Below are 14,302 nucleotides of genomic sequence, written 5' to 3'. Positions count from 1 at the left end.
TGCCGCCATCGCGCTCGGCATCGGCATGGTGCATCAACATTTCATGCTGGTTGAAAAGTTCACAGTGCTTGAAAACGTCATGCTCGGTGTCGAGGGTGCGCCGCTGCTCAAGAACGGCATCTCCAAGGCTCGAGCCGAACTGAAGCGGCTCGAAAAGGAATACCAGCTCGATGTCGACCCCGATGCGCTGATCGAGGAGCTGCCAGTAGGGCTGCAACAGCGCGTGGAAATCCTGAAAGCGCTCTATCGTGGGGCCGAAATCCTCGTGCTTGATGAGCCGACCGGCGTTTTGACCCCGCCGGAGGCCGATCACCTTTTCCGTATTCTCGAACAGTTGAAAAGTCAGGGCAAGACGATCGTGCTCATCACGCACAAGCTGCGCGAGATCATGGCCGTGACGGACAATGTTTCGGTCATGCGGCAGGGTGCGGTCGTTGCAACGCGCAAGACGGAGGAAACGACCGTCGAAGAATTGGCTGAACTGATGGTCGGCCGCCGCGTGCTTCTAAGGGTGCAAAAGGGTGAGGCAAAGCCAGGCGGTGTCAAGCTCTCCGTCGAAAACCTTACGGTGCGTGACAGTCGCGGCGTGGTGATGGTTGATGACGCGTCATTTACAGTGCGTGCAGGCGAAATTGTCGGTATTGCAGGTGTTGCGGGAAACGGCCAGTCACAGCTCATCGAAACGATCGCCGGTATCCGTGCTGCCGTTTCGGGCCGTGTACTGCTCGATGGGCAGATCATCGATATAACCGGCGCTGCCGATCCTGGAGAACTGCGCGACCGGGGCCTCGCCCATGTGCCGGAAGATCGCCACCATATGGGGCTCGTCCTCGCGTTCGAGGAATATGAAAACTCGATCCTCGGCTATCATGACGATCCGCTCTATTTGAATGGGCCATTTCTTGATCTGGAGGCGATAAAAGCGGATGCGCGCAAGAAGATCGAGAAGTACGATATCCGGCCGAGTGATCCGCGGTTGAAGACGGCCAATTTCTCCGGTGGTAATCAACAGAAGATCGTGCTTGCACGGGAAATGGAGCGGGATCCTGGGGTTCTGATCATCGGCCAGCCGACACGCGGTGTGGATGTCGGCGCGATCGAATTCATCCACAAGCGCATCATCGAGATGCGCGACGCCGGCAAGGCCGTGCTGCTTGTTTCGGTTGAGCTTGATGAGATTCGCTCGCTTTCTGACCGTATCCTGGTGATGTTTGCCGGTCGCATCGTCGGCGAACGCGACTCCGACGCCGACGAGAGCGAACTTGGCTTGCTGATGGCCGGTGTCGAACATAAGGAGGCCGCGGAATGACGACGCAGGCGCTTATCGTCGTCGATGTGCAAAATGCCATCGATGATCCGAAGTGGGGARGGCGCGGCCAGCCGGACACCGAGGCCATGATTGCCAAACTGCTTGCCGCGTGGCGCGAGCGGCGGCTGCCAGTCATTCATATCAGGCACGATTCCACCGATCCGGCGTCTCCCTACAGGCCCGGCACAGAGGGCAATGAATTCAAATCGGAGGTCGCACCGCAAGTCGGCGAACCCGTCGTCGACAAGCGCACCAACAATGCCTTTGTCGGCACGGATCTGATGGATGTTCTGGATGAACTGCAGGTTCACAGCCTTGTCGTTACAGGCGTTCTTCTGGAAAACTCGGTCGATGCGACTGTGCGCATGGCAGCCAATCTCGGCTTTGAGGTGAGTATCCCTGAAGATGCGGTTGCAAGCATCGACAGGAAGGATCACCGCGGCAAGCTGTGGGCGGCCGAAGACGTACACGCGCTGGCACTGTCCGTGCTGGGCGGCGAGTATGCCCGCATCACCACGTCCGACGAAATTATCGAGACCTTGCCATGAGCCAACCTTTTGCAAAACTGCCTGCCTGGGCGGACTACGGCCTTCTTCCGCTGATCAATCTGATTGTTGCATTTTTGGTCGCTGGCCTCGTGGTACTTCTGGTGGGCGAAAGTCCGATCGATGCGGCTGTCTTGATGGTCAAAGGCGCGTTCGGTTCGGGTGACGGTGTCGGCTACACGCTTTATTACGCGACGAACTTCATCTTCACCGGTCTCTGCGTGGCCGTTGCTTTCCATTGCGGACTATTCAACATCGGCGGGGAGGGCCAAGCCTATATCGGCGGTCTCGGCGTTTCGCTGGTCGGACTCTGGCTCGGCAATTTTCTGCCCTGGTGGCTGACCTTCCCTCTGGCGATACTTGCCTCGGCGCTGGTCGGAGCGTTGTGGGCGCTTATCCCCGCATGGCTTCAGGCCAAGCGCGGCTCTCACGTCGTTATCACGACGATCATGTTCAATTTCATCGCTGCAAGTATCATGGTGTACCTGCTGGTAGGGGTACTGAAGCCCGCGGGGAGCCAAGCGCCGGAGACGCGCGTTTTTGCCGAGGGCGGACAATTGCCGGGTCTCGGCTGGCTGCTCAACCTTGTCGGGCTCTCCATGCGTTCGGCTCCCTTGAATGTCAGTTTCCTGCTGGCGCTGGTGGCGGCCTTTCTGGTCTGGGTGCTGATCTGGCGCACCAAGCTTGGGTATGAAATTCGTACGATGGGTTTTAGCCCGAAAGCTGCTCGCTATGCCGGGATCAGCGAGCTGCGGATCATCATCATCACGATGATGATTTCGGGGGCGCTGGCAGGGATGATGGCGCTCAATCCGATCATGGGGGCGCAACATCGTATGCAGCTGGATTTCGTTGCTGGTGCAGGCTTTGTCGGTATTGCCGTCGCATTGATGGGCAGGTCGCATCCGGCCGGAATCGTCCTCGCGGCGATCCTATTCGGCATGCTCTATCAGGGCGGCGCGGAAATCGCTTTCGATATGCCCAATATATCGCGCGATATGATCGTCATTATCCAAGGCCTGGTTATCCTCTTTGCAGGGGCACTCGAACATATGTTCCGCCCCTCGCTGCAACGGATATTCTACCGTCTTGGACGTGCAAAAAATCGAACTGCCGCAGCCGTCATTGCCGGAGGAAACCAGTGATGGATTCTTTCACAACGGTCTTGCAGCTTTTCGATTCGACGATCAGGCTTTCGGCGCCTCTCCTGCTTGCCTGTCTTGCCGGGCTCTATTCCGAGCGGGCCGGCATTTTCGACATTGGCCTTGAGGGCAAGATGCTGGCCGGTGCCTTTGCTGCTGGCGCAGTTGCGACCTGGTTTGGTTCTGCTTACCTTGCTTTGCTCGCGGCAGTTCTGGTATCGGTCGCGCTCGGGCTCGTGCAYGGTTTCGCGTCCATCACCCACCGCGGCAATCAGATTGTCTCTGGCGTTGCGATCAATTTCATTGCCGCCGGTACGACCGTCATCCTCGGCCAGGCATGGTTCAGCCAGGGCGGGCGCACGCCTTCCTTGCCGAATGCTGCGCGCTTCAATCCGATCAATCTTCCGGGTGCGGAGGCCATGCGCGGTGTACCGGTCATCGGTCCGCTCTACTACGAACTGATCTCCGGCCATTCGGTGCTAGTCTATCTCGCGTTCCTGCTTGTGCCTTTTACGTGGTGGGTGCTCTATCGCACGCGCTTTGGCTTGCGCCTGCGTGCGGTTGGTGAAAATCCCGCGGCTGTGGATACGGCCGGCATTTCGGTGCCGTGGCTGCGCTACCGCGCGGTGATCTGCTGCGGCGTGCTTTGTGGTATCGCAGGCGCCTATCTGGCGACGGCGCAAGGAGCCGGTTTCGTCAAGGACATGACTGCCGGCAAGGGCTACATCGCGCTCGCGGCATTGATTTTCGCCAAATGGCGTCCGGTTCAGGCCATGTTCGCGTGTCTCCTGTTCGGTTTTCTCGACGCGGTGGGAATACGCATGCAAGGRCATCCGCTGCCGCTTATCGGCGAGGTCCCTGTGCAATTCATGCAGGCTCTGCCCTATATATTGACCGTTGTGCTTCTTGCCGGTTTCATCGGTAAGGCGATCCCGCCAAAGGCAGGCGGCGTCGCCTATGTGAAAGAGAGATAATGAAAGACCTGTTCGATGCGGCGTTCGCTGCCATGCAGAAGACGCATTCGCCCTATTCGCAATTTCCGGTTGGAGCCGCCATTCGTACCAGCGACGGACGCATTTATTCCGGCTGCAATATCGAGGTCATCTCCTATCCTGAAGGCTGGTGTGCCGAAACGACGGCGCTGGGTCACTTCGTCATGGGTGGCGGCGGTACGATCACGGATATCGCCGTCGTTGCTGAAAAGAAGGCGAAATGCACACCTTGCGGAGGCTGCCGTCAGCGTTTGGCGGAGTTCGCTGGGCCGGATACCCGACTGCACCTTTGCGATAACAATGGCATCGTTGAAACGCTGACCATGAAGGATATTTTCCCCTACGGCTTCGAGGCGGACGTTCTGGGCAAGGGTGCCGCATGATCGCGCCCGCGACCAGCGCGCTTATTCAGAGACTTAACGGTCTGGCGCCGCGTGTTGCGCTGGTGCTTGGCTCTGGCCTCGGTTCGCTGGTCGATGCTGTTGAAGATGCTGTTCGCGTTCCCTATGCGGACCTGCCCGGCTTCCCGCATAGTGTCGTTTCCGGCCATGCGGGGGAGATCGTTGCCGGTTACCTCTCGGGTAAGCCCGTCCTTATGCTGGCTGGTCGCGCTCACTATTACGAGAAGGGAGATGCTGCGGTCATGCGGCCGGTTATCGCGGCACTGGCCGATCTCGGCGTCGAGATGTTGATCCTCACCAACGCGGCCGGCTCGGTCCGCCACGATCTTGCGCCGGGTAGCCTGATGCTCATCGATGATCATATCAACTTCTCCGGCCTCAATCCTCTCATCGGGGAACCGTCCGACCAGCGTTTCGTCGGCATGACGACAGCTTACGACAGACAACTGAAAGACGCGTTTCTCCTTGCTGCTGGCGAGGTCAACGAAAAGCTGGAACAGGGCGTTTACATGTGGTTTTCAGGTCCGTCCTTCGAAACACCGGCAGAAATTCGCATGGCACGCACTATGGGGGCGGACGCGGTCGGCATGTCCACTGTTCCGGAAGTCATTCTGGCGCGATTCTTCGGACTGCGTGTTGCCGCTTGCTCGGTCGTCACAAATTATGGGGCAGGCATGACCGGCGCGGAACTTTCGCATGAAGAAACCAAGGATGTTGCGCCGAAGGGCGGCGCGCGTCTTCAAAAGATCATCCGCGTACTGATCCGGGAGATAGGCTAAGCAAAATGTTGTTGCCGCAAGAAATTATCCGGCGAAAGCGCGACGGTCATACCCTGGATGCTGCCGATATCACGGCTTTCATCAATGCAATGAGTTCGGGTTCCATCACCGAGGGACAGGTTGCCGCCTTCGCGATGGCCATATTTTTCAATGGCATGAAACGCGACGAAGCGGTGGCACTCACCTTGGCCATGCGCGATTCCGGCGATATTCTGGATTGGTCGGATTTGCCCGGCCCCGCCGTCGACAAACATTCGACTGGCGGCGTTGGTGACAACGTTTCGCTGATACTCGCGCCAATCGTAGCGGCCTGCGGTGCCTATGTGCCGATGATCTCGGGACGTGGGCTCGGTCATACCGGCGGTACGCTTGACAAAATGGACTCGATCCCCGGCTATCGCAGCCAGCCCGACAACGCTTTGTTTCGCAAGGTCGTCCACGAGGTGGGGTGCGCAATTATCGGCCAGACCGCCAATCTCGCACCCGCCGACAAGCGGTTCTATTCTATCCGCGATGTGACGGCGACCGTCGAATCGATCCCGCTTATCACCGCTTCAATCTTGTCCAAGAAACTTTCCGCTGGCCTGAATGCGCTGGTGCTGGACGTGAAATCGGGCAATGGCGCTTTTATGACCAGAAACCGCGATGCTGTGTCGTTGGCTGAAAGCATTGTTGCGGTCGCGGCTGGAGCTGGGCTGACAACGACGGCCGTCCTCACGGATATGAACGAACCTCTGGCGCTTGCCGCAGGCAATGCGGTCGAGGTCAGAAATGCCGTCGATTTCCTTACCGGAGACCGGCGTGACACGCGGCTTGAAGCGGTCACGCTGGCACTTGCCGCCGAGATGCTGGTTTCGGCCAAGCTGGCCCCAAATCATAAAGCCGCAACCGACAAGGCAAGCGAAGCCTTGAGCAGTGGCAAGGCGGCGGAGATCTTCGGGCGGATGGTCGCAGGCCTCGGCGGGCCAACGGATTTCATCACCCGGACCCGGCACCATCTGGCTGTTGCGCCCATCACGCATGAAGTCAAAGCCCCACAGGCAGGCTATGTCGCGGCCGTTGATACGCGCGCTGTCGGGATGGCTGTCGTGACACTCGGCGGTGGGCGCATTCGCCCGCAGGACCCAATCGATCATGCGGTCGGTATCACGGCGTTACAGCCAATCGGGGCAAGAATGGAAGAGGGAGAACCGGTTGCCTTGGTCCACGCCCGAACCGACGCCGATGCAGCAGCAGCAGTAAAGGTAATCCAGGCCGCCTACGGGTTTTCCGAGCGCAAACCCCGCACGATTGCCCCAGTGCTTCGCCGGGTAGGACCCTGATTATTTCGTCCCGTACATGCGGTCGCCGGCATCACCGAGGCCGGGAACTATATAGCCCTTCTCATTCAAATGACTGTCGATCGCCGCGGTGAAAACCTGCACGTCCGGATGCGCATTGGTAAAGCGCTCGATGCCTTCCGGCGCGGCGAGAAGGCAGAGGAAACGGATATTGCTGGCCCCGCGATCCTTCAGCTTCTGGATAGCGGCGATAGCCGAGTTGGCTGTTGCAAGCATCGGGTCGACCACGATGATTAGCCGGTTGACGATATCTTCGGGTGCCTTGAAATAATATTCGACCGGCAGCAACGTTTCATGATCGCGGTAAAGCCCGATATGCGCGACCCGTGCAGCGGGAACGAGGTCAAGCATGCCTTCGAGCAAGCCGTTGCCCGCACGAAGGATTGAGGCGAAGACCAGTTTCTTGCCCTCGATCACCGGAGAATCCATTTCCGTCAGAGGAGTCTCGATGCGGATATTGGTCAATTGCAGGTCACGCGTCACCTCATAGCAAAGGAGCAGCGATATTTCCTTGAGCAGTCGCCGGAAGCCCGCGGTAGAGGTATCTTTGTCGCGCATTATGGTGAGCTTGTGCTGGACAAGCGGGTGGGAAACAATCGTCACGCCCATTGGAAACCCCTTTTACTAGAAATTCCGCAGACTTTGGAGCCTGTTTTGAAAGTCGCCGCGGCCAGTCAGATGGAGTGGTCTTTGAGAACCGGAGCGCAGCGTACATTAAGTACGTGAGCACCGGAAGCGCAGAAAACTACGTCAGATGACCGCCGCAGGAGAGTTTCAAGACGGGTTCTTAGCTGCTTGAGACTGATCCGCAAAGACCTCATCCGAAACGCGCACAGTTTTGTCCGGGTTGAGCCGCTCCAACAGTGCAGTTCGGGTGTCTTCATCGACAAAAGCGGCCTTAAGCGCCGTCGCGGTAACTTCCGTCAACTTCACGTCGTCATAGCCGAAATATGTGGCTGCGATCTCATATTCGCGTGCAAGATCCGTATGGAAATAGGGCGGATCGTCGGCATTGAGCGTTATGGGGACATCGGCCTCGGCCAGCGCGGCAAAAGGATGCGATGGAAAATCCGGATAAACGCCCAGCGAGATGTTCGAGCCGGGACAGCATTCCAGAACGACCTGCTCATCGGCGAGCCGTTGAACCAGATCGGAATTTTCAATCGCTCGAACACCATGGCCAATGCGCGCGGGCTTCAGAGCGTATAGCGCGTTAGCCACGCTTTCCCACCCAGCAAGCTCGCCCGCATGCACAGTGATGCCGAGTCCCGCACCGCGCGCAATATCGAATGCAGCCGCAAAATCGCCAGGCTGATGCMTGCGCTCATCGCCTGCCATGCCGAAACCGGTGATCAGGGGATGCGGATTGGCGGCGATGTATTGTGCCGCTGCGGTGACGGCTTCCGGTCCCTTATGGCGCAGGCCTGTCGCAATCATCCGGGATTCGATACCAGTCGCAGCCTTGGCCCGCCGCATCCCCTCCGCCAGCCCGTCGATATAGGCGCGCGGGTCGAGCCCAGCGCTAATGGCGTGATCCGTCGATATGAAAAACTCCGAATAGATGGCGTCTTGCCGACTCAACGACAGAAGATAGTCTTCCGCGAGATCCGCATAATCCTCCGCTGTGCGGAAAAGCATCGAAGCCTGATCGAATGCATGCAGGAATGAGGTGAAATCGTGCCAGACGAATTTGCCATCCTGGATGAATGCAGAAACGTCGGCACCATATTTGGTGGCTTTCCGTTCGACCAGACGAGGTGAGGCGGCGCCTTCGATATGGCAATGCAGTTCGGCCTTCAGAACCATCCCGGTCACCCCCCCGACAAAACAAATCAACGCGGCGCTTCACCGCGCAAGAGACAATAGCCTTATGCGTTTCAATCTTCTATGGTTCTGGCGATTTGAAAAACAGGTAGCACAATGAGCCAGCAACGCACCGGTGCCCACGGCGGCATGGAAACGTCCTTCGGGTTTCAGGATGTCAGCGATGGGGAAAAGCAGACACGCGTCAATGACGTCTTCCACCGCGTCGCCAAACGCTATGACGTAATGAATGATTTGATGTCTGGCGGCCTGCATCGTGTCTGGAAGGATTCGATGATTGCCTGGCTCGCGCCCTCAAAAACGGCCGGCTGGAAAGTGCTCGATGTGGCTGGCGGCACCGGCGACGTTGCCTTTCGTATCGTTGAGGCGTCAAACCGCAATGCCCATGCGACAGTCCTCGATATCAATGGTTCGATGCTTGGCGTCGGCCGCGATCGCGCGGAAAAGCTGGGGCTTGCGGACAATACCGAGTTTGTAGAGGCCAATGCCGAAGAACTTCCCTTCGAGGATGCGCGTTTCGACGCTTATACGATCGCTTTCGGTATCCGCAACGTGCCGCATATCGACCGGGCGTTGGCAGAGGCTTTTCGCGTGCTTAAGCCCGGCGGACGCTTTCTTTGCCTCGAATTCTCCGAGGTCGAATTGCCGGTTCTCGACAAGATTTATGATGCGTGGTCGTTCAATGCCATTCCAAAGATCGGCAAGGCCGTGACCGGCGATGCTGACAGCTATCAATATCTGGTGGAGTCTATTCGCAAGTTTCCGCGCCAGTCCGATTTTGCCGAGATGATCCGCAAGGCCGGGTTCGAACGGGTTAGCTGGCGCAATTTCACCGGTGGTGTTGCCGCGCTGCATTCCGGCTGGAAGCTGTGATCGCAGCATGAGTAGTCCTGCAGCAATATTTCGCCTGATGCGGGCCGGATGGATCATGACGCGTGAAGGCGTCATATCCGCTTTGCCAGCCGAGGGCCTGAGTGGTCTCCCCGCCTTTGGGCACCGGGTGGCCGGCCTTTTGGCCCGCCGCCGCGCCATGACGGCGCAGCGCTCCGAGCGCATGTCGCGCGCCATCAACAAGCTTGGCCCGTCCTACGTCAAGCTCGGGCAGTTCCTCGCAACGCGGCCCGATGTGGTCGGGACCGAAGTGGCCGACGATCTGGCGCTTCTGCAGGATCAGCTCGATTTTTTTCCTATGGACGCTTCGATCAAGGCCATCGAGGGTTCGCTTGGACGGTCTGTGTCCGACCTTTTCGTAAGTCTCAACGAACCAATTGCCGCCGCATCGATTGCGCAGGTGCACCCGGCCTTCGTTGCAAGCAATGGCGAAACCAAGAAGGTTGCGGTTAAGGTTGTGCGCCCAGGTGTGCGCCAGCGTTTCAACAATGACCTCGAGAGCTTCTTTCTAGTGGCAAGATGGCAGGAGCGATATGTACCTGCCACCCGCCGCCTGCGCCCGATTGAAGTTACGCGGACGCTGGCACAAACAACCCGTATCGAGATGGACTTGCGCCTTGAGGCCGCCGCGCTCTCGGAGATCGGCGAGAACACCAAGGATGATCCGGGTTTTCGTGTCCCGACTGTCGATTGGGAGCGTACAGGACGCGATGTGCTGACCCTCGAGTGGATCGATGGCGTCAAAATGTCGGACATCGAGGGCTTGCGCGCAGCCGGACACAACCTCATCAAGCTCGCCGAAACGCTGATCCAGTCATTCCTGCGTCATACATTGCGTGACGGCTTCTTCCATGCAGACATGCATCCCGGCAATCTGTTCGTCGACGACGAGGGCCATATCGTTGCGGTGGATTTCGGCATCACCGGCCGGCTTGGCAAGAAGGAGCGCCGTTTCCTTGCCGAAATCCTCTACGGCTTCATAACGCGCGATTATGTCCGTGTTGCCGAAGTGCATTTCGAAGCCGGCTATGTGCCGCATCGGCACGATGTGGCGAGCTTTGCACAGGCCATTCGTGCTATCGGCGAACCGATCCATGGCCAACCTGCTGAAACCATCTCCATGGCAAAGTTGCTCACACTGCTTTTCGAGGTCACGGAACTCTTCGACATGGAAACGCGGCCCGAACTTGTCATGCTGCAGAAGACCATGGTTGTGGTCGAAGGGGTATCGCGGACGCTGGATCCGCATTTCAACATGTGGAAGGCTTCGGAACCGGTGGTCGGGAGCTGGATTCGCCGCAATCTTGGGCCGCAGGGCATTCTTATCGATGCGAGTGAAGGAGCTCAGGCAGTCTTGCACCTGGCCCGTCAGGTGCCTGAATTGGTTGGGCGCGCTGACAGGCTGTCGAAGGAACTCGACAGGATGGCGGAACATGGTTTGCGGTTCGACGAACAGACGGCACACGCTATCGGTAAGGCAGAGGCCCGCCATACGCGCTCGGGGCGTATCGCGCTCTGGGTGATTGCAATTTGTCTTGTTATCATCACGTACGAGCTTCTCAGCTAGGTATATATCGGCTATATGATTGCAATGATTGCATGCAAGCAATCTTTTTCTAGGCAAGCGCAATCATATGGCCAGTATCACCATCCGCAATCTTGACGATTCCATCAAGGAAAAGCTGCGTTTGCGGGCCGCAGCCCATGGGCGCTCGATGGAAGAAGAAGTGCGGCTTATCCTCGGGGAACTGGCAATCCCGATAGCGACCACCGGAGTATTGACGACGATACACGCCTCGGGTTCTTTATCCTGCCGCCGAATCCTTTTGATCATCGGTGCGGGAATCTCAGCCTATAAATGCCTCGATCTTATCCGGCGTTTGCGCGAGCGTGGCGCACAGGTGCGTCCGGTACTCACCAAGGCGGCAGAAGAATTCGTAACGCCACTGGCCGTGGGTGCGCTCGCAGCTGACAAGGTTTTCACGGAACTCTTCTCGCGCGAAGACGAGCATGATGTCGGCCATATCCGCCTGTCCCGTGAAGCCGATTTGATCGTCGTCGCGCCGGCAACAGCTGACCTGATGGCAAAGATGGCGACTGGCCTTGCTAATGATTTGGCCTCGGCGATCCTCCTGGCGACCGATAAACGCGTGCTGATAGCGCCGGCCATGAACCCGAGAATGTGGGACCATGCGGCAACGAAGCGCAATCGCGCGATGCTTGAAAAGGACGGCATCCGTTTTGTCGGCCCGAACAAGGGCGAAATGGCGGAGACTGGCGAAAGCGGAGATGGCCGCATGGCGGAACCGCTTGAGATCGTCGCTGCCATTGAAAAGCTGTTGGACCGCAGTCCGAAACCGCTGGCGGGCAAAACCATTGTCATGACCTCGGGGCCGACCCACGAGCCCATCGATCCGGTTCGCTATATAGCCAATCGCTCGTCCGGAAAGCAGGGCCACGCCATTGCCGCGGCCCTTGCCAGGCTCGGCGCAACCGTACGTCTGGTCTCTGGTCCCGTCACGATCCCGGATCCGGAAGATGTTGCGGTGATCCACGTCTCAACGGCACGTGAAATGCGCGACGCTGTAGAGCAACTTTTGCCTGCCGATGCCGCCATCATGGTCGCTGCTGTTGCGGATTGGCGCACCGCGAACGAAGCGGGCGAAAAGATCAAGAAGAGGCCGGGTGAAAAAGCTCCGGCGCTACAGATGATCGAAAATCCGGACATTCTTGCCGGGGTGGGTCACAGCAAATCGCGTCCGCGCCTAGTCGTCGGCTTTGCTGCCGAGACACAGGACCTGCTTGCCAATGCCAAGCGGAAGCTCGACAAGAAGGGGGCGGACTGGATCGTCGCCAACGATGTCAGCCACGCGACCGGTGTCATGGGCGGCGACCGCAATGCGGTGCGGATCGTCACCCGTTCAGGGGTCGAAGAGTGGCCGGATATGAACAAGGAAGAGGTCGCGGAGCGCCTGGCAGCGAAAATAGCAGCTGCATTGCAGACGGTGGAAGTTTAAGTGTGGATCAGGAGACCAGATCGTGATTCCAGCACTTGAAACCAAACATCTCATCCTGCGTCCTCACAAGCGCGAGGATTTTGAGGCGCTCCATGCAATGTGGGCGCATCCTTCGGTGTATAAATACATCTCGGGCAAGCCCTCCACGCGGGAGCAATCCTGGGCAAGGCTCTTGCGTTATGCCGGTATGTGGCAGCTCATTGGCTACGGTTTCTGGGCGATGCAAGAGAAGGCAAGCGGACGTTTCGTTGGAGAGCTCGGCTTTGGCAATTTCGAGCGCGATATGGAACCGCGCATTGGCGATACGCCGGAGATGGGCTGGGTTCTCGCGCCGGAAATCCACGGCAAAGGCTTCGGAAGTGAAGCCCTTGCCAAGGTGGTCGCCTGGGGTGATGCTTTCTTCAAGCACGATCGGGCGGTCTGCATCATATCTCCGGAAAACGCTGCATCGCAGCGGATCGCTGAAAAGAACGGTTTCCGCAAGATTGCCGAAACGACCTATACGGAGGAGCCGGTCTGGATGTTCGAGAGGCGATTTCGACTGTAGTTGAAGGCCGGCAGACGATGCCGGCCAATAATGTTATGTAGGCGATATCTTCGCAATCAGCCTGCGATGATGTGCTTATATTCCTTCTCGAGCCGGGTGAACTTGTCCCAGAAACCGCTGGTCTGTTCGCCGCTGAGGTGATCGATGAGGACACCCAGATGTGTGTGCCAGCCGCTGGCAACGCTCACCATGGAGTCGTTGCTGCCAAGTCGTGTGTGCGTGACGCGGAGCAATGTATCCGATCCCGAGGCCGTAAGTTCGAATGTTACTTCGGAAGGTTCGCCTGTGGATTCCGGCCAGGTAAAGCTGAGGAATGACGGCGGCTCATAACGAGTGACTTTGCCTTTGTTCGTGTGACCCTCATATTTCTGGTAGTCGGCCGGGGTGGGCTCGTTTGACAACTGCGAGTGGTAAAAGGTCAGTTCAACATCGCCGCCGACATAATTGGCCATGGGCCCCTCGGCCAGCCATTTCTTGCGCTTGTCCGATTCAGTGAGATAGGCCCAGACCCGTTCGACTGGGCCGGGAAGGATGCGTTCGATGCGAATCGTACGAGGTGCTGTCACAACACCGAGACGATCATTTCCGACATGCTCGTTCATTTCGTGCTCCTTGACGTTTTATCAGATTTGGCAGGGCTCGACGTCGACTGTTCACTTGATCGAGCCAAGGCGCGATCTTCCTCGCGCAGGATTGCCTCGAGATCGTCGAGACGCGTTGTCCAGAACCGCTCATAGGTACGTAGCCATTCTTGCGCTTCCGCAAGGCGGGCCGCCTCAAGCTGGCAATAATGCGTCCGGCCTTGGACATGGCGGCGCACCAATCCGGCTCCTTCCAGCACCTTGATGTGTTTCGATGCACCGGCGAGCGACATATTGAAGGGCGTCGCAAGCTCGCTGACGGTACGTTCGCCCTCGGTCAGCCGGTGCAGAATGGCTCTCCGTGTTGGATCGGAGAGAGCATGGAAAACGGCGTCGAGGTGAGGTGTCTGAAATTCAACCATATGGTTTAATAACATCGAAATATTCGATAGTCAACCATTTGGTTTAATATATTTTCGAGCGAGTGTTTGGGGCCCACGAAAACAAAGCGAATGCGCTAGAGAACCAAAAAGCCCTGGCCGAGCGGATCATCGTTCTCGACGATGAACTCGGCTTTGCCGCTGTAGTAAGCGTGGCCGGAAACGCGTGCGGTAATGGCGTCGAAGTCGCCCGCCTTGGTGGTCGAGGCAACGAAGCCCGCAAAGCGTGAGCCTACAATACTTTCGAATATCCGCGCATTCCCTTCGCGAATTTGCCCCTTGGCAAACATCGCAGCGAGCCGCGCGGTCACCCCCGAACCCGTCGGGGAGCGGTCAAGCTGCGCGTCGGCGAAGATGCAGACATTCTTCGTCGGGCCTTCATTCCAGTCGTCCGCCCCATCTGTCAGGATCGATCCGTAGAGAAACGCCAGATCCTTATGGTCTGGATGATCGAGCGACACCGCCTCCTTTACGGCCTCGGTCAGGATAGTTGC

16 protein-coding genes are annotated in these 14,302 nt (G+C 58.0%); 11 read left to right on the top strand and 5 right to left on the bottom strand.

Annotated features, from left to right (window positions below):
- From ACXJ5O_RS07275 to deoA, 7 genes are all read left to right on the top strand, one after another.
- Positions 1-1,309, top strand: a 1,309-nt coding sequence (locus ACXJ5O_RS07275; RefSeq protein WP_457299301.1) for an ABC transporter ATP-binding protein, incomplete at its 5' end; no start/stop codon positions are given.
- The gene (locus tag ACXJ5O_RS07270) at positions 1,306-1,857 is read left to right on the top strand and encodes a cysteine hydrolase family protein (RefSeq protein ID WP_457299300.1); all 552 of its coding nucleotides are present in this window, start codon (positions 1,306-1,308) and stop codon (positions 1,855-1,857) included. The genes ACXJ5O_RS07275 and ACXJ5O_RS07270, both read left to right, overlap by 4 nt.
- The gene (locus ACXJ5O_RS07265) at positions 1,854-2,999 is read left to right on the top strand and encodes an ABC transporter permease (protein ID WP_271895371.1); all 1,146 of its coding nucleotides are present in this window, start codon (positions 1,854-1,856) and stop codon (positions 2,997-2,999) included. Before ACXJ5O_RS07270 ends, ACXJ5O_RS07265 begins: the two co-directional genes overlap by 4 nt.
- Entirely contained in the window at positions 2,999-3,970 is a 972-nt protein-coding gene (locus ACXJ5O_RS07260; RefSeq protein WP_457299299.1) for an ABC transporter permease, read from the top strand. Before ACXJ5O_RS07265 ends, ACXJ5O_RS07260 begins: the two co-directional genes overlap by 1 nt.
- A complete protein-coding gene (locus ACXJ5O_RS07255; RefSeq protein ID WP_112525655.1) occupies positions 3,967-4,371 on the top strand; it encodes a cytidine deaminase in 405 nt (134 codons plus the stop codon). The genes ACXJ5O_RS07260 and ACXJ5O_RS07255 overlap by 4 nt, the downstream gene beginning before the upstream one ends.
- Positions 4,368-5,168: a purine-nucleoside phosphorylase gene (locus ACXJ5O_RS07250; RefSeq protein WP_457299298.1), complete on the top strand. Its 801-nt coding sequence runs from the start codon at positions 4,368-4,370 to the stop codon at positions 5,166-5,168. Before ACXJ5O_RS07255 ends, ACXJ5O_RS07250 begins: the two co-directional genes overlap by 4 nt.
- Before the next feature lie 8 nt (positions 5,169-5,176).
- Positions 5,177-6,490: a thymidine phosphorylase gene (deoA, locus tag ACXJ5O_RS07245; RefSeq protein ID WP_457299302.1), complete on the top strand. Its 1,314-nt coding sequence runs from the start codon at positions 5,177-5,179 to the stop codon at positions 6,488-6,490.
- Here the strand turns inward: deoA and upp are convergent, their stop codons facing one another.
- On the bottom strand, positions 6,491-7,117 hold the full coding sequence (gene upp, locus ACXJ5O_RS07240) for a uracil phosphoribosyltransferase (protein WP_112525651.1): 627 nt from the start codon (positions 7,115-7,117) through the stop codon (positions 6,491-6,493). It abuts the gene before it with no gap.
- Positions 7,118-7,282: 165 nt separating this feature from the next.
- Positions 7,283-8,314 (bottom strand): adenosine deaminase, encoded by a 1,032-nt coding sequence (locus ACXJ5O_RS07235; RefSeq protein ID WP_457299297.1) that lies wholly within the window; start codon positions 8,312-8,314, stop codon positions 7,283-7,285.
- 114 nt (positions 8,315-8,428) lie between these two features.
- Here ACXJ5O_RS07235 and ubiE point away from each other — a divergent pair, with 114 nt between their 5' ends.
- From ubiE to ACXJ5O_RS07215, 4 genes are all read left to right on the top strand, one after another.
- The gene (gene ubiE, locus ACXJ5O_RS07230) at positions 8,429-9,205 is read left to right on the top strand and encodes a bifunctional demethylmenaquinone methyltransferase/2-methoxy-6-polyprenyl-1,4-benzoquinol methylase UbiE (protein WP_457299296.1); all 777 of its coding nucleotides are present in this window, start codon (positions 8,429-8,431) and stop codon (positions 9,203-9,205) included.
- A gap of 7 nt (positions 9,206-9,212) precedes the next feature.
- The gene (gene ubiB, locus ACXJ5O_RS07225; protein ID WP_457299295.1) at positions 9,213-10,790 is read left to right on the top strand and encodes a 2-polyprenylphenol 6-hydroxylase; all 1,578 of its coding nucleotides are present in this window, start codon (positions 9,213-9,215) and stop codon (positions 10,788-10,790) included.
- A 67-nt stretch (positions 10,791-10,857) separates the two neighbouring features.
- The gene (coaBC, locus tag ACXJ5O_RS07220) at positions 10,858-12,240 is read left to right on the top strand and encodes a bifunctional phosphopantothenoylcysteine decarboxylase/phosphopantothenate--cysteine ligase CoaBC (protein WP_457299294.1); all 1,383 of its coding nucleotides are present in this window, start codon (positions 10,858-10,860) and stop codon (positions 12,238-12,240) included.
- Positions 12,241-12,262: 22 nt separating this feature from the next.
- Positions 12,263-12,787 (top strand): GNAT family N-acetyltransferase, encoded by a 525-nt coding sequence (locus tag ACXJ5O_RS07215; protein ID WP_457299293.1) that lies wholly within the window; start codon positions 12,263-12,265, stop codon positions 12,785-12,787.
- Positions 12,788-12,843: 56 nt separating this feature from the next.
- On the opposite strand, the gene ACXJ5O_RS07210 is transcribed toward ACXJ5O_RS07215, so the two are convergent.
- From ACXJ5O_RS07210 to ACXJ5O_RS07200, 3 genes are all read right to left on the bottom strand, one after another.
- Positions 12,844-13,389: an SRPBCC family protein gene (locus ACXJ5O_RS07210; protein ID WP_224508089.1), complete on the bottom strand. Its 546-nt coding sequence runs from the start codon at positions 13,387-13,389 to the stop codon at positions 12,844-12,846.
- Positions 13,386-13,790, bottom strand: coding sequence for an ArsR/SmtB family transcription factor (locus tag ACXJ5O_RS07205; protein ID WP_224508088.1), 405 nt, complete (start codon positions 13,788-13,790; stop codon positions 13,386-13,388). Before ACXJ5O_RS07205 ends, ACXJ5O_RS07210 begins: the two co-directional genes overlap by 4 nt.
- A gap of 95 nt (positions 13,791-13,885) precedes the next feature.
- The coding region (locus ACXJ5O_RS07200) for a proline racemase family protein (RefSeq protein WP_457299292.1) at positions 13,886-14,302 on the bottom strand (417 nt) is incomplete at its 5' end.

This window comes from Phyllobacterium sp. P5_D12, from assembly GCF_054049495.1.
Note: the sequence above shows the minus strand (reverse complement) of the source record. Positions and strands in the feature narration are given on the sequence as shown.